Source organism: Lacrimispora sp. 210928-DFI.3.58 (assembly GCF_020554865.1).
Taxonomy (GTDB): Bacteria; Bacillota; Clostridia; order Lachnospirales; family Lachnospiraceae; genus Enterocloster.
This window is the reverse complement of the sequence record NZ_JAJCIC010000034.1, coordinates 1-20,290: the sequence shown is the minus strand read 5'-3', so window position 1 is coordinate 20,290 and position 20,290 is coordinate 1. Positions and strand designations below refer to the sequence as shown.

The window sequence follows — 20,290 nt, the reverse complement described above, 5'->3', positions numbered from 1 at the left end:
TATGGTGTTCCCTATACCCGCAGAAGAAGATCCCTTAAATCCTCCACGTTTTCTGCAATATAACCAGCACGGCAGGCCTCCATCTCCTCCCTGGATCCATATCCATAGAGGACGCCCACGCACTCTATGCCGCACTCCCTTGCGCCCAGCACATCGTGTTCCCTGTCTCCTACCATGATAATAGATGCCAGGGTCTCCTCATCCTGTGGGATGCCGTTCTTCTCCAGCACGTAGCGGATCACATCTGCCTTCCTCACCCTGGAGATATCCTCCGAGGCTCCGCCGATAGAATCAAAATACTCCGTCATATGAAAATGCTCTAATATCCGCTTTGCAAAGACCTCCGGCTTTGAGGTTGCCACATAAAGCTTTTTTCCGGCAAGCCTGAGGGCAGAAAGCATTTCCCTGATGCCTGCATACTCCTTATTTTCCAGCCAGCCTCTTTCATTAAAATATTCCCTGTAAATATAGACTCCCTCCAGCGCCTGCTCCGGGGAAAAATGGTAATATTTTTCGTAGCTGTCCACCAGCGGCGGGCCGATAAAGGGGATCAGGCTGTCAAGGTCCTCCACCTGGATCCCGTAATGCCTTAAGGCATACTGAACCGACTTTGTAATGCCCTCCTTCGGGTCGGTCAGCGTGCCGTCCAGGTCAAATAATATGTAGTTCTTCCGCTTCATTTCACTCTATGGTCCTTTCCTTCCATCATGCTATATTTTTCCATCCTTAAATGCCTTCATCATCTCATGGCCCACACTGATCAGAGGTCCGTAATCCGGCACTTCCTCTCTCGTGTACCAGCCGGCCTCTGAAAGCTCTTCCTCCTCCAGATGTATGGTGTCATCACCGTCCAAGTCCGCAGTAAAGCCGATCATTTCCGTGTCAGAGAAGGCCCAGGGCTGGCTTTTGTAGTAGCGGATGTTTTTGACCTTTAAGCCAACCTCCTCCATCACCTCACGGCGCACACAATCCTCAAAGGTCTCTCCCACCTCCACAAAGCCTGCGATCAGGGCATAGCGGCGGTAGCTTCCCCTGGCATAGCGGGACATGAGGAGCTTGTCCTTATTCCTGATCGCCACAATGACCGCCGGGCTGATCTTCGGATACTCCGTCTGCCCGCAGCCTGGGCAGACCATGGCCCGCTCCTTATGGCTGGGCTCCATCTCCCTTCCGCAGCCGCCGCAGAACCTGCGGCTCTGTCTCCAGCGGTAGATCTGGCTTCCGGTGATCCCTGCAAAGGCCTGATGCAGGGGAGAAAAGCTTCTGAAAATCGTCAGCGGCTCCATCACATAGCCGCCAAACTCCGGCATGCTCATATCCGTCACCAGAAAATAAGCCCTGCTGTCAATGGAGAACAGATAATAAGCCGACTGGTCAAAATCACCTTCCCCCCTCAGATCCCGGAAGGTTGGAAGCCTGCAGCCATCTCCTTCTCTTAAGAGCATGACCTTGTTGTATTCATAATGCAGGAGGTAGTCCTCCTCCTTCGGTGTCTGATCGTGGTACATGGGGTCGTATGTATGGGGAGCAATATCCTGTATCATCTTTCTGTCATCCTTTCTATCATGCCATCCTGCCGCCCGGAATCTGCGGTGCAGCATGCGGAAAAATAAGTGCGTTGGCCTTGACGTGCCGGACAGGCTCTCCTGGCTTTCCTGGCAGCAAAATACCTGGCCGCTGCTCAGGGCCAGGCATTTTGCTGCACCGTCTGTCAGGCCCCAATACAGGTTCACATTTGCGGAAATTATATCACAATATCGCCTGAAGAGCCAACATATTTTCTTGATTTTCTGTTTTCAGTCATGTATCACTACATTCAGCTTTTTCCCGATCCCAAGACTCATCACACCCAGCAGGGATTTTCCATCTACCATGCAGCTTCCGCAGCAAACATCCACATCCTCATGGTACTTTTCCGCCTGGTTTACAAATCTCTTGATCTCCTCCACGGAACCAAATGTAACTTCCCTCGTTGTCATCGCAATACCTCCTGTTATTCTCATACACGGAGTCTTGCCATTTTTTCAGGGTTTATACATGCTGCTTTCTGAACCCTCATCTTCCGAGGCAATACCTCAATATTGATTTCAGCCTTATGCGTTTCAGACTGCTGAAGCACTGGTAATAAATGATAAATGCCACCGTTGTCAGGCTCCAGGTCAGCGGATAGCAGAAGGCCGCCCCCAGGATATGGTGGAAATGCGGCAGGGCAAAGGTGATCCAGAGCACGCGCACAGCACAAATGCCGATCCCTGTGATGATCAGAGGCATCCAGGCATCCCCCACCCCGCGCAGGGTACCGGAGAGGATCTCGATCGTAATATAGGTAAAGAAGGTGGGAACCATAAAATTGATCAGCTTGATGCAGATAGACTGCACCTGGGCATCTGTGGTAAACAGGCTTACCAGCAAATGGCCCCAGCAGTAAAGGGCGCTTCCTACGATCCCTGTCAGCACCACACCGATCACCATACAGGCTCCCGCTCCCTTTCTCACCCTGTCAATGCGTCCTGCCCCATAGTTCTGCCCCACAAAGGTGGTGACCGATATCCCCAGGGCATTGATCATCATCCAGTAGAGGCCGTCCACCTTCCCGTAGGTGGCCCAGGCAGTCACATTGTCCGTGCCCAGGGTATTCACCCCGGCCTGGATGATGATATTGGAAATATTGTACATGACAGACTGCATCCCCGCCGGAACGCCGATCCGAACGATCCGCCCCAGCATCCGCTTATCAATGCGGAGCTTTCTCCACTCCAGCCTGTACATATCATCTGTTCTCATAAGGGCTGTCATCACCAGAACCGCACTCACAAGCTGGGAGGAAATGGTGGCGATGGCAGCTCCTGCCACTCCCAGCCGCAGCACTGCTACTAAGAGCACGTCCAGGACAATGTTGATCAGACAGCTGGTGATCAGAAAATACAGGGGCCGCTTGGAATCTCCCACTGCCCTCAGGATACCGGCTCCCATATTGTACAGGAGATTGGCAGTCATCCCCAGAAAATAGATCCGTATGTAGATCATCGCATGGCCCAGCACATCCTCCGGCGTCTTCATGGCCCGCAGGGCAAAGGGGGAGCCGATGATCCCGATCAGCATGAACACAATGCCGCCTATGACAGAAAAGGTAATGGAGGTGTGCACTGCCCAGTGGACCTTATCACTTTTTTTCGCCCCGTAAAACTGAGAAATAACGACTGTTGCACCGCTGGACAGGCCTACAAAAAAGCCCACTAAAAGGTTGATCAGCGTACTGGTAGTACCCCCTACTGCGGCCAGAGCCTGCTTTCCCACAAAACGGCCGACCACCATGGCGTCTGCGGTATTGTAGAGCTGCTGAAAAAAAGTTCCGAACAATATTGGAAAGAAAAACAAGAGGAGCTGTCCAAAAATGCTGCCTTCCGTAATGCGGTTAACCTTTGCCTTTTCCTGTTCCATGTCCACTCCCTCACATCTGCTGTAAATTTCTTTATAGGAACAAAAGGCACTCATCGGAAGCATGTTTCCGATGAGCACCGTTCTCTCTCATTTTATCCTATATCATTCTGTTCTGTTTGTCCAGAGGATTTCTCTCTGACTTTTCCTCTGTGCCGGCTCTACCTCTTGCCCTCATCCTTTGCTGCGATCTCAGCGATGGATTTCACCATGCCTGCCAGTCCCTGGATATCAGAGGGGATGATGATCTTTGTTGCCTTTCCGTCTGCCGCTGCCTGGAAGGCCTCCAGGCTCTTTAAATGGAGCACAGCCTCGTCTGCCCCTGCCTCCTTGATGTAGCGGATACCGTCTGCTGCCGCCTTCTGCACAGTGCGGATGGCTTCTGCCTGGCCCTGGGCCTCCTTGATCTGCTTCTCCTTCTCCGCCTCTGCCCGAAGGATGGCTGCTTCCTTTTCCGCCTCTGCATTCAGCACAGCAGACTCCTTGTTGCCCTCTGCCACCAGGATCATAGACTTCTTCTCGCCCTCTGCCCGAAGGATGGCTTCACGGCGCTCGCGCTCTGCCTTCATCTGCTTCTCCATGGCCTCCTGGATGGCAGCCGGAGGAATGATGTTCTTAAGCTCTACTCTTGTCACCTTGATGCCCCATGGGTCAGTGGCAATATCAAGGGATTCCTGCATTTTCGCATTGATGGTCTCCCTGGAGGTCAGCGTTTCATCCAGCTCCAGGTCGCCGATGATATTTCTCAGTGTTGTGGCTGTCAGGTTCTCAATGGCGAGAAGTGGACGCTCCACGCCGTAAGCATACATCTTGGGGTCCGTGATAAAGAAGAAGACCACAGTGTCGATCTGCATGGTAACATTATCCTTTGTGATCACGGGCTGCGGCGGGAAATCTTCCACCTGCTCCTTTAAATTCACCTTCTTTGCCACCCTGTCAATAAAGGGGATCAGGAAATGGATCCCCACGCTGTAGGTGCCCAGATAAGCTCCCAGACGTTCCACCACCAGAGCCTGTGCCTGGGGAACCACCCTGATACAGCTTGAAAGGATCACCAGGATAATGACAGCGACAATGATAAATGCCATAAAACCTCCGATTGCAGCAAATATGTTCATATAATATCCTCCTTTTGTTTTCTTTCTAAACGGAAATGTCGCCTGAGGGCGGCATCACCCTTCCTTTTCCACTAAAAGCTTTGCGCCGCTCACCGCCTTGATGCGCACTACCGTGTTAGGCTCAAAGACATCACCCTCCTTGGCAGCCCGCGCAAGCCATGTCTCTCCTGCCAGGATAGCGGTGCCGCTTCCCGCGTCCACCCGCTCCTTCACGACAGCCTTGCGTCCTATGAGACTGTCCACATTCGTGTCTGTCTTCCTGGCCTTTACATATCTGGCGGCATAGGGCCGCACCAGCATGAACAGAAGAAAGGACACCGCCACAAACACCGCAAGCTGAGGCCTATATCCGCCTCCGCAGACCTCCACCACCAGCGCGGCAAGGGCTCCTCCTGCAAACCAGATACTCGTCAGAGACACCGTAAGCGCCTCCGCCGCAAGAAATACCACAAACGCAGCAAGCCACAGTATGAGCATAGTCTTTCCCTCCTTTTCTCTGACAATCCCGCCGCTGTCAGGCGGCATGTGTTCAGGTATGCCAAATGTGCCCGCCAGTCTTTTATGGTGTGGCAGCGCGTAGATCCGCCGGGCACATGTAGGTTTTATAGGTATTCATTCTTACTCATTATTCTATCATACTTATCTGTAAAAACCAATGAAGGGATTGAAAACTTAGAAAGTTCTTAATATAATTGTAAGCAAAAGCAAATTGTATATGCAGTAGAATAAATTGGAAAAGAAAGGAAACTGGAATTTATGAAAAAAATACTCCTGTTGGGTACAGGCGGCACCATTGCCTGCAAGCGCACGGAAAACGGCTTAAAGCCTGTCATCACCTCGGACGAGATCATTTCCTATGTACCCGGAAGCCGGGAATTTTGTGAGATTGACAGCATTCAGATCCTCAATATTGACAGCACCAATATACAGCCTGCCCACTGGCTTTCCATGGCAGGAGCTATTGAGGAGCATTATGAGGAGTACGACGGCTTTGTGATCACCCACGGCACAGACACCATGGCTTACACGGCTGCGGCTCTCTCCTACCTGATCCAGAACTCCAAAAAGCCCATTGTCATCACCGGTGCCCAGAAGCCCATTGATATGGAAAATACCGATGCGCGCACCAATCTGGCAGACAGCCTGCGTTTTGCCTCCTGCGGCAGGGCCCATGGGATCAATCTCGTGTTTGACGGAAAGGCCATTGCGGGAACGCGCGGGAAAAAGGAGCGCACAAAGAGCTATAATGCATTTTCCAGCATCAACTTCCCCTATATTGCCATGATACAGGAGGACCACATTTTATTCTATCTGGACGACAAGGACCGGGTGACAGAGCCTGTGGCCTTCTACCATGACCTAAATCCCAATGTGGGGCTCTTAAAGCTGATCCCCTCCACCGACGCCTCCCTGTTAGACTACATGGCAGAGCACTACGACGCTGTCATCATTGAGTCCTTCGGCGTGGGCGGGCTGCCCTCTTATGAGAAAGGGGATTATTACCGGGCCATCTCCCGCTGGACCAGCCTGGGCAAGACCGTTGTCATGACTACCCAGGTGACAAACGAAGGCAGCAACATGTCTGTGTATGAGGTGGGTAAAAATATCAAGCAGGAGTTCGGCCTGCTGGAGGCCTACGACATGACTCTGGAGGCCGCAGTCACAAAGACCATGTGGATCCTGGGCCAGACGAGGGATCCGGAAAAGATCCGTTCCCTGTTCTATCAGACCATCAACCGGGATGTCCTTTGGAAGAACACTTAAGCACCCTTTTCCGGCCCTGCGCTGCATCCGGCGGGAAAACAGCCGGAACATCGTGCAGCAGGCGAAAACTCAGGCCTGCGGTCCAGATCAGCTTCAGATCAGCCCCAGGCTCTTTATCAGGAACAGCCAGAAAGTCAGGGTAAAGGCACTCCCGCAGGTGGTGAGAGCCACTACGCTGGAGGTGAGCACGCCCTCGTGGCCCATGTTGCGCGCCATGATATAGCAGCTCACGGTGGTAGCCGAACCCAGCATCACCAGGATCGCCACCAGCTGCTCTTCCCGGAAGCCGAAGGCAATTGCCGCCGGAAGAAAGATACCGCAGAAGCATACAAGCTTTAAAAAGCTGGCCCCCAGAGCCGGCTTTACTTTTGCCCCGGCCTGCTTCCAGTCAAAGGCGGCTCCCATCGCCATAAGGCCCAGGGGCGTTGCCACATTTGCCAGGCTGGATATGGTCTTTGTCATAATGGCAGGCTGCGGGATCCCCATAAGAGACCAGGCCAGCCCGGCCAGGATCCCCAGTATGATCGGGTTGGCCGCGATCCCCTTCAGGGTCTTCTTTAATGTATCTGCATTCAGTGCCCCGCTGTCCGGCCTGGTAAAGGACAGTACCACCACAGCCATCACATTGTAGAGAGGGACACTTCCTATGATCATAAGAGGGGCCATACCTGCATTTCCGTATATATTCTTGATAAAGGCAATACCCAGGATCGCCGCACTGCTCCGGTAGGATGCCTGGATAAATTCCCCTCTGATGGCCTTCTCCTTAAGGCCCATGGAAAGAAGCGCCGCAAGGCCGATTCCCAGCAGGGTGGCTCCAAAGCAGAACAGCACAAACCGGCCATCCCACACCTCGGCGAAATCAGAGGTGGACAGATCCTCAAACAGCAGCACCGGAAGGGAGGCGTTGAACACAAAGCGGTTCATGCCGTTTACAAATTTGCCGTCGATCAGCCCCACCCTTCGGAAAAATGCTCCCAGCACCATGAGCAGGAATACGGGCATTGTGGCATTCAGACTGAATATCAGATTCTCCATTGTTTGATCTCCCCTTATCTCTTCCATTCCCGGACCTGTCCCCAGGCCAGACTATCTTTCACTATACGCTTCTGCTTTTATTTGTCAAGATTCTTTGTTCTTGAGTTTCTGCATTTTTCCGCCATCGCTTCCCATCGTCTTCCCGGCAGGCACAATACGGCTGGACTGGTTACATTTTACTCAACTGGCTATTTTATTCGGTCCATTTTTCCTATATAGTATGTGATACAACATGCATCACATAAAATCAGAAAGGAGACTTCCATATGGAGCGTTTATCTACAAAAAAATTAGTCCTGGCTGCATTGTTTGCCGCCTTAGCCTGTGTTGCTACCATGTCCATTCGTATTCCCACCCCCGGAACAGGAGGTTACATCCATCCCGGAGATGCCATTGTCATTCTCTGCGGCATTTTTCTTGACCCTGTTACTGCATTTCTGGCAGCCGGTATCGGCTCCTGTATGGCGGATCTTCTGGGCGGTTATTTTATCTATGTTCCCATTACCTTTGCCATCAAGGGCATCATTGCATGGCTGGGAGCCCACCTGTTCAGAAGCCTTATGTCCAATGGCAAAAATGCGTTTGCTGCTGTAGCGGCCTGCGGCGTGATCGACATCATTGTGGTTGCCGGAGGTTACTGCCTGTGTGAGATCTTTCTCTATGGATTGGGAGCCGCCCTTGCAAGCGTTCCTGCCAATATCATCCAGGGCATCAGCGGACTTGTGATCTCCTGCGCCCTGTATCCCCTTTTAAGCCGTCCCATGGCCATGGCAATGGGAAGCAGCAGGTAGCAGCTGCCCACAGCTTTATTTTTCGATTTGCCGTTTACAATACTGAATTTCCTGCTATAATGGGATATGCGCCTTTTAAGGCCGCACTTTATCTATGGAGAAGGTAACAATGAACGACAAGAGAATCCAATTTCAAAACGGACTGAAGGACGGGATCCCCATTGGACTGGGATATCTGGCCGTATCCTTCACCTTTGGCATCATGGCCGCAGGCGCCGGGCTCACTGCCCTGGAATCTGTGGCTATGTCTTTTACCAATCTTACCAGTGCAGGCCAGTTTGCGGCCCTGGGCATCATTGCTGCCCGTGCGCCTTTTTTTGAAATGGCGGCGGCCCAGCTGGTCATCAACCTGCGTTACTGCCTGATGTCCTGCTCTCTTTCCCAGAAGCTGGACCACAATATGCCATTTTTTCACCGTTTTCTCATCTCCTATGGAGTAACGGATGAGATATTCGGTGTATCTGTATGCCGTGAGGGAACCTTAAGCCCATTTTACAGCTATGGTCTTATATGTGCGGCAGTACCGGGATGGACCCTGGGTACCCTTTTGGGAGCAGTCTCCGGAAGCCTCCTGCCTGACCGTCTTTTAAGCGCTCTGAATGTAGCGCTCTATGGCATGTTCCTGGCGGTGGTGATCCCTCCGGCCAAAGAAAACAGGGTACTGACAGGCGTGATACTGGTTTCCATGGCCTTAAGCCTCCTGTTTACGGTGGTACCCCTGTTAAACGGCATATCCTCAGGCTTCAAGATCATCCTCCTGACGGTTCTCGTTGCAGGAGCTGCCGCTTATGCATTCCCGGTAAAGGAGGAAGAAGACCATGCATGATTCCCTTCGCATCTATCTCTATATATTCGTGATGGCAGCCGTCACCTATCTTATCCGCCTGCTGCCTCTGACATTGATCAAGAAGGAGATCAAAAATACTTACATAAAATCCTTCCTATATTATGTCCCCTATGTCACCCTTTCCGTCATGACCTTTCCGGCTGTTCTCTATGCCACGTCCTCTGTCTGGTCCGGGGCAGCGGCATTGGCTGTTGCGGCAGTTCTGGCTTACATGAAAAAAAGCCTGTTCCAGGTTTCCCTGGCTGCCTGCGGGGTGGTATTCCTTCTGGAGCTGGTGATCGTCTAGCTGCTGTACCACACTGCAAAAGCCTGCTGTCAGACTGTATCCACAGCAGTCTGGCGGTAACGCTCAGTGTAGGTCTTTGCATTTACTGCAAAGACCGTAAGAATGAGTTGTGGGCGAGAAGAATCCGGCTCCTTCACCGTAGGTGAACTTAAAATGAGCCGGATTCCGTAACTACACAGCCGCAGGCTGAGTAGTTACGTCTGGCAGCAAAAACAGGGAGCCAGGCCTGCCGTCTATGGCAGATGCCTGTGCTCCCTGTTCGATATTAGAGCCGGTCTCTCAGGCTCTTGCGCACAACTATTTGCTACGCAGGATCAAAACTTCTTCTGTGTCCCCACCAAAGCCAAGGCCGCCTTGATCTCCTCAAAGTTCATGCCGCCCACCGCATCAATGGTGGCCACTACCGCGCCTTCCACTAAGGGGCAGTCCACCATCTCTACCTTCTGGCCCTCAAAGGTTTCGATCACCATCTCTGTTGTCATAACTGCACTTCCCATGTCCATCAGCACCAGCACCCCGTCATCTGAATATACGGACTCAATGGCTGCCTGTATCTTCTCAAAGCTGGTGCCAAAGCCTCCGTCCTCCAGTCCTCCTGCAGGAGCGATCCTGGCATCCGGAGCCATGAGGGCGGTGAGTTCCACCACACTCCGGGCCAGCTGTTCACTGTGGGATACGATCACAAAACCTACCATTTGTTATATCCTTTCTCCGATCACCTGCAGCATGTAGGAATAAGAGGTAGCCCCCGGATCCTGGTGGCCCAGTCCGCGCTCTCCCACATAGCTTGCACGGCCCTTGGTTGCTATCATGTCCTTGGTGGACTCTGCTCCTGCCCAGGCTGCCTCTATGCCTGCTGCAAGCATTTCCTTCACGTCTTTTCCCTGGGCGTCAGCTTCCTTCATGGCCTTCAGGGAGGGCACCATGGCATCTAACATTGTGGCTTCCCCAGTCTCTGCCTTTCCTCGCTGGGCCACGCCCTGGATGGCGGCATCCATGAGGGTCAGGAAATCTGCCTTGTCCACCTCCAGCTTTCCTGCCACAGCCATGCCTGCTTTCATATAGGCAGTGCCGTAGAGAGGGCCGGAAGCGCCTCCCACCGTAGATACCAGGGTCATGCCAACGGTTTTCAGAATGGTTCCAATGTCTTTTCCCTCCAGGGATGGCAGCTTCTGCTCCACTGCTCCAAAACCTCTTGCCAGGTTAATGCCATGGTCACTGTCTCCGATGGGCTGGTCCAGCTCTGTGAGATAGCCCTTATGGGCCTCCATTTCAAGCCCGATCGCTTTTATGATCTCCAATACTTTTTTGCTGTCTGCCATGATGTTTCCCTCTCCTTTTCAATTACAGCTTGTTACTTCCAGGCCGGTGTATCCGCAGGAGCGTCCAGAAGGGCCTTCAGCTCCTCGTCCAGGCGCAGCAGGGAAATGGAAAAGCCCTGCATCTCAATGGAAGTCATATACTCGCCCACGAACGTCTTGTACACATGGATGCCCTTTTCTGCCAGTACATCTGCCACACGGTTGTTGATGATGAACAGCTCCATAAGAGGCGTTGCGCCTGCTCCGTTGATCATCACAGCCACCTCTCTGCCGGAATAGTCAATGTCGGCCAGTATCTGTGCCAGAAGCATATCCGCGGTCTCGTCTGCGGTCTTCATGGGTTCTCTGTGGGTTCCCGGCTCTCCGTGGATGCCGATGCCAACCTCCATCTCCTCGTCAGACAGCTCAAAGCCGGGCTTTCCTGCTGCCGGAACCGTACAGGGCTCGATGGCAGCTCCCATGCTCCTTACATTGTCAATGACCTTCTGTGCAACTGCCTGGACCTCCTCTAAGGAAGCTCCCTCCTCTGCCTTTGCGCCTGCGATCTTGTGTACAAATACAGTACCTGCCACTCCCCGGCGGCCTACGGTATAGAGGCTGTCCTTCACTGCCACATCGTCATTTGTCACCACATATTTTACGGAAATGCCTTCCATCTCTGCCATCTCCGCAGCCATCTCAAAATTCATGACATCGCCGGTATAGTTCTTCACCACCATGAGCACGCCTGCGTCTGTGGCAATGGCCTTGATGCCCTCGTAGATCTGGTCCGGCGTCGGGGAGGTGAATACCGCTCCTGCCACAGCAGCATCCAGCATGCCTGTCCCCACGTAGCCCCCGTGAGCCGGCTCATGACCGCTTCCGCCGCCGCTGATCAGTGCAACCTTTCCCTCCTTTTTCTTAGCGCGCACTACCACGTTGCCGCAGTCCAGCTTCTTCAGATAACCCGGATAAGCCTTAACCATACCCTGTATCATCTGATCCTCCACCAGCGCTACGTCATTGATAAATTTCTTCATAATATAGAACCCCCTTCCTTATTTATGTTTCTGTGATCTCCTGAAAGCAGAGAGCCAGGCGTCATGCCTGCTGCGGGATATTTCATTCTCCCAGACAGTTCATATCATTTAAGCCGCAGGTCTTCTCCTCCTCCTCGCCAACACAGTTCATGTCATTTAAACCACAGGTCTTTTCCTCGTTCTCACTGACACAGTTCATGTCATTTAAGCCGCAGGTTCTGTCTTCATCCTCTGTCATACCATTCATATTGTTGATATCCAGCTTCTTCTCCATAAAAATGCCTCCTTTTTTACATCAACCGATGGGCGCATGCAGGTCTAACCACAGGAAGCCGGCCGCCGCCGAAGCCTTATGCGCCCCGGCTCACCAGGGCGCATATGACGGAAAACAATTCCCAAACACGCTCTGAGCCTGACAAGGCGCCGGGCCCCGAAAACGGCTGCCAGCCTTCTATCTGCCTACACACTGCGGCGCATCATACATCCTTTGTGGCCACAATATCTACTCCTGTTCCTGCTACATCCTTAAGGATCACATCTCCGATATGGACAGGCGCCTTCACGGTGATTCCCTTTAAGGCCTTCACACACGCAAAGATCTTATCCTTCGGAATATCCTCTTTTGTCTTCACTGATACCATGTCCGCCCGTCCGCCTTCCACCATCACGGTGGAGGTCACGATCCTGGTGGGGTTGGTAACTTCCTTTCTCGCGTATACATCCCCCCGCTTGCAGGTATAGCCTGAAACGCTCACTATCTCCCCATTTTCCAACTCCACTGTCAGGGGACAGCCCATTGGGCAGCCAATGCAAATAAGCTCTCGTTTCTCCATGGCCTATACCTCCTCTACCTTTATTGTAATTGTCTTAAGTCCGGGATGCAACTGTAATTTTCCTTTTTCCAGCTTGATCTCCTCCATCTCTCCGGGAGCCATAACGGGACGCTTTCTCTTCATGACCTGCTCATCGTCAAAGTATACGCCGATCGCACAGTTCTTAAACACATTGCCAACACGGAAGCGCACGATCTGAGTATCCTCCATCCGCTCCGGGTCAATGGTGCAGGGAACGGTATAGCGCACGCCGTCCACAGCCTTTAACTCTATCACATGACCGCTGCCTGTGCCTGCCCCCTTCACATATTTGGCTGCGTTCTTTCCGGCTGCTGCTGCCTCCTCTGAAACAAAATCCACCAGGTCATGTACATGGAGCACGTTGCCGCAGGCAAAGACGCCCTCCACGCTTGTCTCCAGGCTCTCATTTACAACCGGACCGGAGGTCACGCGGCTCATTTCCACGCCCATGCCGTTTGAAAGCTCATTTTCAGGGATCAATCCAACAGACAGAAGCAGGGTGTCACAGTCATAATCCTCCTCTGTGCCCGGTATGGGCCTTCCCTTTTCATCCACAGCTGCCAGGGTGATCCCGGTCAGCCTCTCCTTTCCGCGGATATCCACCACCGTGTGACTCAGCTTTAACGGGATGCCGTAGTCATCCAGACACTGGACGATATTTCTCTTAAGTCCGCCGGAGTAAGGCATGAGCTCTGCCACTACCTTCACCTTTGCGCCCTCCAGCGTCATGCGCCTTGCCATGATCAGGCCAATATCGCCTGATCCCAGGATCACGACCTCCCTGCCTGGCATGTAGCCCTCCATATTTACCAGACGCTGTGCTGTTCCGGCTGAAAAGATGCCTGCCGGACGGTAGCCTGGGATGTTAAGTGCTCCTCTGGAACGCTCCCTGCATCCCATTGCCAGGATCACGGCCTTTGCCTGGATCTCAAACAGGCCCTCCTCCCGATTCATGGCTGTCACCACCTTCTGGGGACTGATGTCCATTACCATGGTGTTCAGCTTGTATTCAATGTTCCTCGCAAATACCTGGGCAGCAAAACGCGCTGCATATTCAGGCCCGGTCAGCTCTTCTTTAAATGTGTGGAGTCCAAAACCATTGTGGATACACTGGTTTAAGATCCCTCCTAACTCCTTGTCGCGCTCCAGGATCAAAATACTCTCGATCCCATTATCCCTGGCTGCAACTGCCGCAGCGAGACCCGCAGGACCGCCGCCGATTATGACGATATCATATTCTCTCATCTGAAATCCGCCGCCCCTTTCTATATCCTGTCCTTGTTGGTTCCAACTGCAATCTTTGAAGCCCCGCCGCTCTTTGTGATCTCCGTCATGGGAATGCCTAACTCCCTGTGAAGGAGCTCCATGCTCCTGGGGCTGCAGAAGCCTGCCTGGCACCGTCCCATGCCCGCTCTCGTCCTCCGCTTGATGCCGTCCAAGGACTTTGCGCCTAATGGTCTGTGGATAGCATCCAGGATCTCTCCCTCTGTCACCATCTCACAGCGGCAGATGATATTGCCGTAGGCCGGATCCTTCCTGATGAGCTCTGCCCTCTCCTCTTTTGTCAGGGTATCCGGGTCAAGAAGCCCCTTTCTCTCTCCCTTAAAGTCAGGATTTGGCGTGAGCGAAAGCTTTTCTCTCAGGATCTCCGCCACCATTTTTCCGATCGCCGGGCAGCTGGTAAGGCCCGGGGATTCAATTCCCGCACAGTCTACAAAGCCGGGAGCATCCGGCAGCTCTTTGATGATAAATTCATGGTTGTCCTCATGGGCTCTCAAGCCTGCAAAGGAGGTGATGACCTGACGCATGGGCAGATCCTTTACGTTCATTCCGGCCTTTGTGATCACCTCATCCAGTCCGGCTCTCGTGGTAGCCGTGGCCTCCTTATCCTCGATGTCAATGGCTGTGGGCCCTACGATCAGATTACCATGGACAGTGGGGGACACAAGGACACCTTTGCCGTACTTGCCGGGGAGGGCAAATATGGTACGTGACACATGGCTTCCTGCGCTCTTGTCCAGCAGGCAGTAGTCTCCGCGGCGCGGGGTGATATGGATTTTCTCTGCACTTACCATGTTGTGAAACTTATCTGCATGAACGCCGGCTGCATTTACCACATACCTTGTCTCGTATGTTCCCTGGCTGGTCTGAAGGCGCCAGCCGCCCTCCATCTTCTCAATGGTCCGGACCTCTGTATGGAACTTAAAATCAATGCCATTGGTATAAGCATTCTCTGCCAGAGCAATATTTAAATGGAAGGGGCATACGATTCCGGCCGTAGGTGCATAGAGGACTGCCACTACCTCATCTGCCAGATTGGGCTCCATCTCATGTATCCTGGCTTTATCTGTGATAACCTCCATATCCTTTACACCGTTCTTCACACCGCGCTCATAGAGAGCGTAGAGACCCGGCAGGGATTCCTCATCGAGACATACCACAAAGGAACCGCATTGTTTAAAAGGAAAATCCAACTCCTTTGAAAGCTCCGGCATCATCTGGTTGCCCTCCACGTTGAGCTTTGCCATAAGGGAACCTTCCGCTGCATCAAAGCCTGCATGTACGATGGCGCTGTTCGCCTTGGATGTACCGCAGCAAACATCCTCCTCCCTCTCAAGAACACAGGCATTTACGTGATACCGGGACAATTCACGGGCTGCGGCTGCTCCGGACACACCTGCCCCGATAATGATTACATCATACATATTTTTCAATCCTTTCCTATAAAGATGCGGGACAGACGCGGTATATCCCCATACCTTTTCTGCCCCGCTCCGCTCTCGCAATCTATATTAAATTGAGACCAGCCTTATGCCCATGGAATCGCATTGTACAGCAGAACTGCTGCAACTGCACCTACAATAGGTCCAATGATGACAACGGGTGCATAGCCCCAGTTGGAATCGCCTTTTCCCTTGATCGGAAGGATCGAGTGGGCCAGACGGGGACCTAAGTCACGGGCCGGGTTAATGGCATAACCGGTCAGGCCGCCAAGGGACATACCGATAGATACGATGATTCCGAAAACAATGAATTTGTCAAGGCCTGCCACAAGTCCTGGAACCTGGCCAATGCCCTTGATCGCAAATACAAGTACAAATGTTCCGATCGCTTCACTTAAAATATTGCGTCCCATATTGGGAACAGATGGGCCTGTGGAGAATACGCCCAGCTTTGTAGCCGGTGAATCGGTTGCGTCAAACTGATCCTTAAACAGTGCATATACGATACAAGCTCCCACAAATGCTCCTGCAAACTGAGCCACAATATAGCCCGGAACCTGTGCCCATGCAAAGCTCCCCTCTACAGCCAGTGCAATGGTAAGAGCCGGGTTAAAGGATGCGCCGGAGGCTGCTCCGAAGATACATGCCGGGATCATAACCGCAAGGCCCCATGCAAAGGTGATCTGGATGGAGCCAGCTCCCTTCATGCCTGATTTGTTCAGTGTCACGTTTGCCACAACGCCATCGCCTAAGATGATCAGTAACATTGTCCCTAAAAATTCAGCTATATACGGTAACATATAATACCCCCTTGTCTTAAAGATCAGGCAGCCTCAAACGCTTTCCCCAAGACTTTTTCCGAGGCCGTATCCTGCCTCATCCAGGCTGCCTGTTGATTGATCTGCTTCGTTCCTTTTTCTTACCTTCTCCAGGCCCTAATCTTCCTTTGCCCAGCCGTAGGAGCATTTCACAGCCTTGTTCCAGCCGCCTACCATCTCTTCTCTCTTGTCCTCGCTGATCTCCGGTGTGAAGGTGCGGTCGATCGCCCAGTTCTTGATAACATCTTCCTTGCTTGACCAGTAGCCTACTGCAAGGCCTGCCAGATAGGCAGCTCCCATTGCGGTGGTCTCTACGCACTGCGGACGGTTTACAGGAGCATTGATGATATCGGCCTGTGTCTGCATCAGATAATTGTTGGCGCTGGCACCGCCGTCTACCTTCAGAGCTGCCAGCTCAATGCCGGAATCAGCCTTCATAGCCTGAAGTACATCGTTTGTCTGGTAGCACAGGGAATCCAGGGTTGCACGGATAATGTGGTACTTGTTCACGCCTCTGGTGATGCCCACGATAGCGCCTCTTGCATACTGATCCCAGTGAGGTGCGCCCAATCCTGTAAATGCAGGAACCACATAGCATCCATTGGTGTCCTTTACCTTTCTTGCCATGTAATCAGAGTCCGGTGCAGAGTCGATCAGCCGCATCTCATCGCGGAGCCACTGGATCGCTGCGCCTGCAACGAAGATGGAGCCCTCTAATGCGTATGTAACCTTTCCTTCCAGTCCCCATGCAATGGTGGTAACAAGGCCATTCTTGGAAAATACGGGCTTCTCACCTGTGTTCATCAGCATGAAGCAGCCTGTTCCGTAGGTGTTCTTTGCCTCGCCTGGCTCAAAACATGTCTGGCCGAAGAGTGCTGCCTGCTGGTCTCCTGCCGCTCCTCCGATCGGGATCGGGCTTCCGAAGAACTGGGGATCTGTCTCGCCGTATACACAGCTGGATGGCTTTGCCTCCGGCAGCATGCATTTCGGAATGTTCAGCTCTGCCAGGATCTCATCATCCCACTCTAAGGTATTGATATTGAACAGCATGGTGCGGGATGCGTTGGAGTAATCTGTCACATGAGCGCGGCCCTTTGTCAGCCGCCAGATCAGCCATGTCTCCACTGTTCCGAACAGCAGCTCGCCTCTCTCTGCGCGCTCTCTCACGCCCTCTACATTGTCAAGGATCCATTTTAACTTTGTTCCTGAGAAATAGGCGTCGATCACAAGACCTGTCTTTGCGCGGTAGGTATCCACCAGTCCCTTTTCCTTTAAGCTGTCGCAATATTCGGATGTTCTGCGGCACTGCCATACGATCGCATGGTATACAGGCTCCCCTGTCTCCTTATCCCATACAATGGTGGTCTCACGCTGGTTGGTGATACCGATGGCTGCAATGTCCTCTGCAGAAGCCCCGATCTTTGACATTGCCTCCACTGCAACGCCCAGCTGTGTGGACCAGATCTCATTTGCATCATGCTCTACCCAGCCTGGCTTTGGAAAATACTGGGTAAACTCCTTCTGGGCAACGCTGCACATCTCACCTTTCTCGTTAAAAAGGATACACCTGTTACTTGTTGTTCCCGCGTCCAGTGCCATTACATACTTCGCCATATAAAACCCTCCTTTTGATTGTTGATACACTCCATATGTATCATTTATTTCGCCTGCCTCAGTACCCCTTTCGAGACAGTCAGTACCGTTTACATCAGCCATACCTTTGGATTCGTTGTAGATACGGATATGGCCCCGGCTGACAGGGCTGCCATCACATCCTCCTTATCCGATATGAGCCCGCCTGCGATCACTGGCACCCTTACCAGCTTACACACACGTTTTATAACCTTTGGCATCAGCCCCGGCAGGATCTCGATCACATCCGGCCTGGCAACGCTCATCTGCTTTTCAATATTCTCAAAAGCCATGGAGTCCAGCACGAACACGCGAAGCGTCGTGTAGAGGGACAGCTCCCTTGCCCGTTTGATCAGGGCCGGCTTTGTGGAAATGATGCCATCCGCTCTTGTGTTCTCCTTGATAAAATCAACTGCAACCTCCTTGCCGCTTAAGCCTGTGATCAGATCAATGTGGACCATGGAAATCTTTCCTGCATCTTTGATCCTCTTTACAATGGAGCTGATATTACAGATATCCCCAAAAAGGACAAAAACGATCTTGATCTCCTCTCTCTCACAGCAGGCCGCAAGTCCTTCCATATCCTTTACCGCAGCAATCACCGGATTTGCTTCCATCAGATCATAAAACCTCTGATCCATGAATATCCTCCTTTACCGGTTTGGCGTACTCTCGGAATCTCCCTTGCCCCCGCTTTTACGGCTGATTTTCCGCCAGCTGCACCCAAATTTAATCAACGTACGCCTCATAAATTTGAGCACAGCTGACAAAAAATCATCTCACAAAATCGGGCACAAAGAGATTTCGAGAGTACACTTTTTAAATATACAAAAAGAGCATAGTTTTAAATCAACATCTCTGCCGTCCAACTATGCTCTCTTTCTCTCAGCACTCTTATTCATCTGTAACCAATATAGCATATTGCACAGGTTTTTTCAATAGGTCAAATATTTTTCTTGTATTTATGACAAATATTGGTTTACATTTTTGAACATTATTGTACATTTTTTATAAAAATGCTTTATTTTTGCACGTATTTTTGTTATTTTTTTAACAAAGCCAGTATTTCTTCTATGGTCTTGCCTCCCATATGGATCTCTTTGTCATTAAAAATGATCATGGGAACCCGTTCGATCTTATATTGGGCTATCAGGTCTTCATAGAGAGCTGCATCGATCATCTCCGCCTCAATATTGGGATTCAGGATCGCTATCTGCTGGCAGGCCGCAACCACTCCTGCACAGTGATGGCAGGCCAGAGAGACGCAGACCTTGATATTTGTCCTTTTCTTTAAACGGTCAATCTTCTTTCTCACGCCCTTTGGCACCTCCTGCCCAGGGCCTGCCAGATTGTAGACTGCCAGCACAAAAGCATTCATCTCCTTGCCTCCAGGGATGCCGTGGAAGGAAACGCGGCCATAAGCTCCATCCTTATAAAGCCCTGTTACAGGCAGATGGGAAGCATCAAGCTCCATGGGCCTGTCCTCATCCTCCGGTCCATAGAGAGTGAGCTCAAGCTTCGGGCTTAAGGCAGCAATGGTGTTTAAAAATGCCGCCATCTGGCTGTCCTTTTCTCTGGACAAATCCACAATGGCTTTTATTGCCACCTGTCCCTCCATTTTCCCGAAAATGCCGGAAAGCTGGGATTTTAATGCTTCATCGATCAGACTGCTTTCTCCGGGAATGGTCATAAGATCAATCATAGTACCTCCTTCTCCTGCCCTACAAAAGGCCTACTAAGTCCAGGCTGGGTGTCAGCGTCTCCTCTCCCGGCTTCCACTTTGCCGGACATACCTGATCTCCGTGCTCCTCCACAAATTTCGCTGCCTGTACCTTGCGCAGAAGCTCCTCGGCATTTCTTCCGATCCCCATATCGTGGATCTCATAAGCTTTGATCTTCCCCTCCGGATTCACAATGAAGGTTCCCCGAAGGGCCTGTCCCTCTTCCTCCACCAGGACGCCGAACTGCCTTGCCAGCTTTCCTGCCGGGTCTCCCAGCATGGGGTACTCGATTTTCTTGATCGTATCTGACGCATCTGCCCAGGCCTTGTGGACAAAATGGGTGTCCTCTGACACGGAATAGATCTCACAGTCATGCTCCTTGAACTCCTGGTAGAAGTCCTCCAGATCTCCCAGCTCCGTTGGACATACAAAGGTAAAGTCAGCAGGATAAAAGAAAAATACAGACCAGTGTCCCAGAATATTCTCACGGGTCACTTCCACAAAGCTGCCCTTGTGGTATGCCTGTACTTTAAAATCCTCTACCATTTTGTTAATAAGATTCTCCATAGAAACGCTCCTTTCCTGAGATGGTAAGCCTGCATGCGCCCAGCAGGCACACGCGCCACCGCACCATGAAAGTCTGGTGGGCACATTGGGCATACCTGAACTTAGTGCCGCCTATCCGGCGGCGGGACTTGCATAGTAAAATGACATACCCCTCAGCCTGCCTTGTCTCTATGCCGCTGTGCGGCTGTATTCATGTAGAAAAGCTTGCTGTGGGGTGTGGTATTTTCTGAATTAATTCGATTGTAGCACATGTTTTCTGATAAGACAACAGGATTCTACCTGCGCTTCATGGCACGGTGTAGGATTACAATACATGTGTTACAACTGAATAATTAAAAAGCAGAGATGCTGC

At 51.9% G+C, this 20,290-nt stretch carries 23 protein-coding genes; 4 read left to right on the top strand and 19 right to left on the bottom strand.

All coding sequences use genetic code 11. The features are described 5' to 3' along the window. Positions 1 to 11: 11 nt before the first annotated feature. The 6 genes from LIZ87_RS17570 to LIZ87_RS17545 all read right to left on the bottom strand — a co-directional run bounded on the left by LIZ87_RS17570 (position 12) and on the right by LIZ87_RS17545 (position 5,033). Entirely contained in the window at positions 12 to 680 is a 669-nt protein-coding gene (locus tag LIZ87_RS17570; RefSeq protein WP_178314451.1) for an HAD family hydrolase, read from the bottom strand. Positions 681 to 710: 30 nt separating this feature from the next. Beyond that, positions 711 to 1,544: an NAD(+) diphosphatase gene (gene nudC, locus LIZ87_RS17565; protein WP_227148667.1), complete on the bottom strand. Its 834-nt coding sequence runs from the start codon at positions 1,542 to 1,544 to the stop codon at positions 711 to 713. Between the two features lie 252 nt (positions 1,545 to 1,796). Next, positions 1,797 to 1,979 (bottom strand): HPr family phosphocarrier protein, encoded by a 183-nt coding sequence (locus LIZ87_RS17560; RefSeq protein ID WP_178317100.1) that lies wholly within the window; start codon positions 1,977 to 1,979, stop codon positions 1,797 to 1,799. 76 nt (positions 1,980 to 2,055) lie between these two features. Further along, positions 2,056 to 3,441, bottom strand: coding sequence for an MATE family efflux transporter (locus LIZ87_RS17555; RefSeq protein ID WP_227148652.1), 1,386 nt, complete (start codon positions 3,439 to 3,441; stop codon positions 2,056 to 2,058). 158 nt (positions 3,442 to 3,599) lie between these two features. Next, complete coding sequence (locus LIZ87_RS17550) at positions 3,600 to 4,550, bottom strand: SPFH domain-containing protein (protein WP_178315363.1); 951 nt, start codon at positions 4,548 to 4,550, stop codon at positions 3,600 to 3,602. Between the two features lie 60 nt (positions 4,551 to 4,610). Then, positions 4,611 to 5,033 carry an NfeD family protein gene (locus LIZ87_RS17545; protein WP_178315361.1) on the bottom strand — a complete coding sequence of 141 codons (423 nt, stop codon included), beginning with the start codon at positions 5,031 to 5,033 and terminating at the stop codon, positions 4,611 to 4,613. 279 nt (positions 5,034 to 5,312) lie between these two features. On the opposite strand from LIZ87_RS17545, the gene LIZ87_RS17540 reads away from it, so the two are divergent. Beyond that, a complete protein-coding gene (locus LIZ87_RS17540; protein ID WP_227148651.1) occupies positions 5,313 to 6,320 on the top strand; it encodes an asparaginase in 1,008 nt (335 codons plus the stop codon). A 93-nt stretch (positions 6,321 to 6,413) separates the two neighbouring features. Here the strand turns inward: LIZ87_RS17540 and LIZ87_RS17535 are convergent, their stop codons facing one another. Beyond that, the gene (locus LIZ87_RS17535) at positions 6,414 to 7,358 is read right to left on the bottom strand and encodes an AEC family transporter (protein ID WP_178315196.1); all 945 of its coding nucleotides are present in this window, start codon (positions 7,356 to 7,358) and stop codon (positions 6,414 to 6,416) included. Between the two features lie 266 nt (positions 7,359 to 7,624). Between LIZ87_RS17535 and LIZ87_RS17530 the strand changes: the two genes are divergently transcribed. The 3 genes from LIZ87_RS17530 to LIZ87_RS17520 all read left to right on the top strand — a co-directional run bounded on the left by LIZ87_RS17530 (position 7,625) and on the right by LIZ87_RS17520 (position 9,282). Continuing rightward, on the top strand, positions 7,625 to 8,149 hold the full coding sequence (locus LIZ87_RS17530) for an ECF transporter S component (protein WP_178315194.1): 525 nt from the start codon (positions 7,625 to 7,627) through the stop codon (positions 8,147 to 8,149). A gap of 109 nt (positions 8,150 to 8,258) precedes the next feature. Further along, positions 8,259 to 8,975, top strand: coding sequence for an AzlC family ABC transporter permease (locus LIZ87_RS17525; RefSeq protein WP_178315192.1), 717 nt, complete (start codon positions 8,259 to 8,261; stop codon positions 8,973 to 8,975). Beyond that, positions 8,968 to 9,282, top strand: coding sequence for an AzlD domain-containing protein (locus LIZ87_RS17520; RefSeq protein WP_178315190.1), 315 nt, complete (start codon positions 8,968 to 8,970; stop codon positions 9,280 to 9,282). Before LIZ87_RS17525 ends, LIZ87_RS17520 begins: the two co-directional genes overlap by 8 nt. Positions 9,283 to 9,596: 314 nt before the next feature. Here the strand turns inward: LIZ87_RS17520 and dhaM are convergent, their stop codons facing one another. The 12 genes from dhaM to ahpC all read right to left on the bottom strand — a co-directional run bounded on the left by dhaM (position 9,597) and on the right by ahpC (position 19,938). After that, positions 9,597 to 9,977 carry a dihydroxyacetone kinase phosphoryl donor subunit DhaM gene (dhaM, locus tag LIZ87_RS17515; RefSeq protein WP_227148650.1) on the bottom strand — a complete coding sequence of 127 codons (381 nt, stop codon included), beginning with the start codon at positions 9,975 to 9,977 and terminating at the stop codon, positions 9,597 to 9,599. Between the two features lie 3 nt (positions 9,978 to 9,980). Continuing rightward, positions 9,981 to 10,604: a dihydroxyacetone kinase subunit DhaL gene (gene dhaL, locus LIZ87_RS17510; RefSeq protein ID WP_227148649.1), complete on the bottom strand. Its 624-nt coding sequence runs from the start codon at positions 10,602 to 10,604 to the stop codon at positions 9,981 to 9,983. A 32-nt stretch (positions 10,605 to 10,636) separates the two neighbouring features. Continuing rightward, on the bottom strand, positions 10,637 to 11,623 hold the full coding sequence (dhaK, locus tag LIZ87_RS17505; protein WP_227148648.1) for a dihydroxyacetone kinase subunit DhaK: 987 nt from the start codon (positions 11,621 to 11,623) through the stop codon (positions 10,637 to 10,639). A gap of 82 nt (positions 11,624 to 11,705) precedes the next feature. Further along, the gene (locus LIZ87_RS17500; RefSeq protein ID WP_178316548.1) at positions 11,706 to 11,897 is read right to left on the bottom strand and encodes a hypothetical protein; all 192 of its coding nucleotides are present in this window, start codon (positions 11,895 to 11,897) and stop codon (positions 11,706 to 11,708) included. Positions 11,898 to 12,099: 202 nt separating this feature from the next. Continuing rightward, complete coding sequence (locus LIZ87_RS17495; protein WP_178316547.1) at positions 12,100 to 12,456, bottom strand: DUF1667 domain-containing protein; 357 nt, start codon at positions 12,454 to 12,456, stop codon at positions 12,100 to 12,102. A gap of 3 nt (positions 12,457 to 12,459) precedes the next feature. Beyond that, a complete protein-coding gene (locus LIZ87_RS17490; protein ID WP_227148647.1) occupies positions 12,460 to 13,722 on the bottom strand; it encodes an NAD(P)/FAD-dependent oxidoreductase in 1,263 nt (420 codons plus the stop codon). A 20-nt stretch (positions 13,723 to 13,742) separates the two neighbouring features. Next, positions 13,743 to 15,182: an NAD(P)/FAD-dependent oxidoreductase gene (locus tag LIZ87_RS17485; RefSeq protein ID WP_227148646.1), complete on the bottom strand. Its 1,440-nt coding sequence runs from the start codon at positions 15,180 to 15,182 to the stop codon at positions 13,743 to 13,745. Between the two features lie 104 nt (positions 15,183 to 15,286). Further along, positions 15,287 to 16,000: an MIP/aquaporin family protein gene (locus tag LIZ87_RS17480; RefSeq protein ID WP_227148645.1), complete on the bottom strand. Its 714-nt coding sequence runs from the start codon at positions 15,998 to 16,000 to the stop codon at positions 15,287 to 15,289. Between the two features lie 135 nt (positions 16,001 to 16,135). Next, complete coding sequence (gene glpK, locus LIZ87_RS17475; RefSeq protein WP_178315978.1) at positions 16,136 to 17,632, bottom strand: glycerol kinase GlpK; 1,497 nt, start codon at positions 17,630 to 17,632, stop codon at positions 16,136 to 16,138. 89 nt (positions 17,633 to 17,721) lie between these two features. After that, complete coding sequence (locus LIZ87_RS17470; RefSeq protein WP_227148644.1) at positions 17,722 to 18,291, bottom strand: glycerol-3-phosphate responsive antiterminator; 570 nt, start codon at positions 18,289 to 18,291, stop codon at positions 17,722 to 17,724. 401 nt (positions 18,292 to 18,692) lie between these two features. After that, positions 18,693 to 19,352, bottom strand: a complete 660-nt coding sequence (locus tag LIZ87_RS17465) for a thioredoxin family protein (RefSeq protein WP_178317098.1) — start codon at positions 19,350 to 19,352, stop codon at positions 18,693 to 18,695. 19 nt (positions 19,353 to 19,371) lie between these two features. After that, a complete protein-coding gene (gene ahpC / locus LIZ87_RS17460) occupies positions 19,372 to 19,938 on the bottom strand; it encodes an alkyl hydroperoxide reductase subunit C (RefSeq protein ID WP_227148643.1) in 567 nt (188 codons plus the stop codon). Between the last annotated feature and the right edge of the window lie 352 nt (positions 19,939 to 20,290).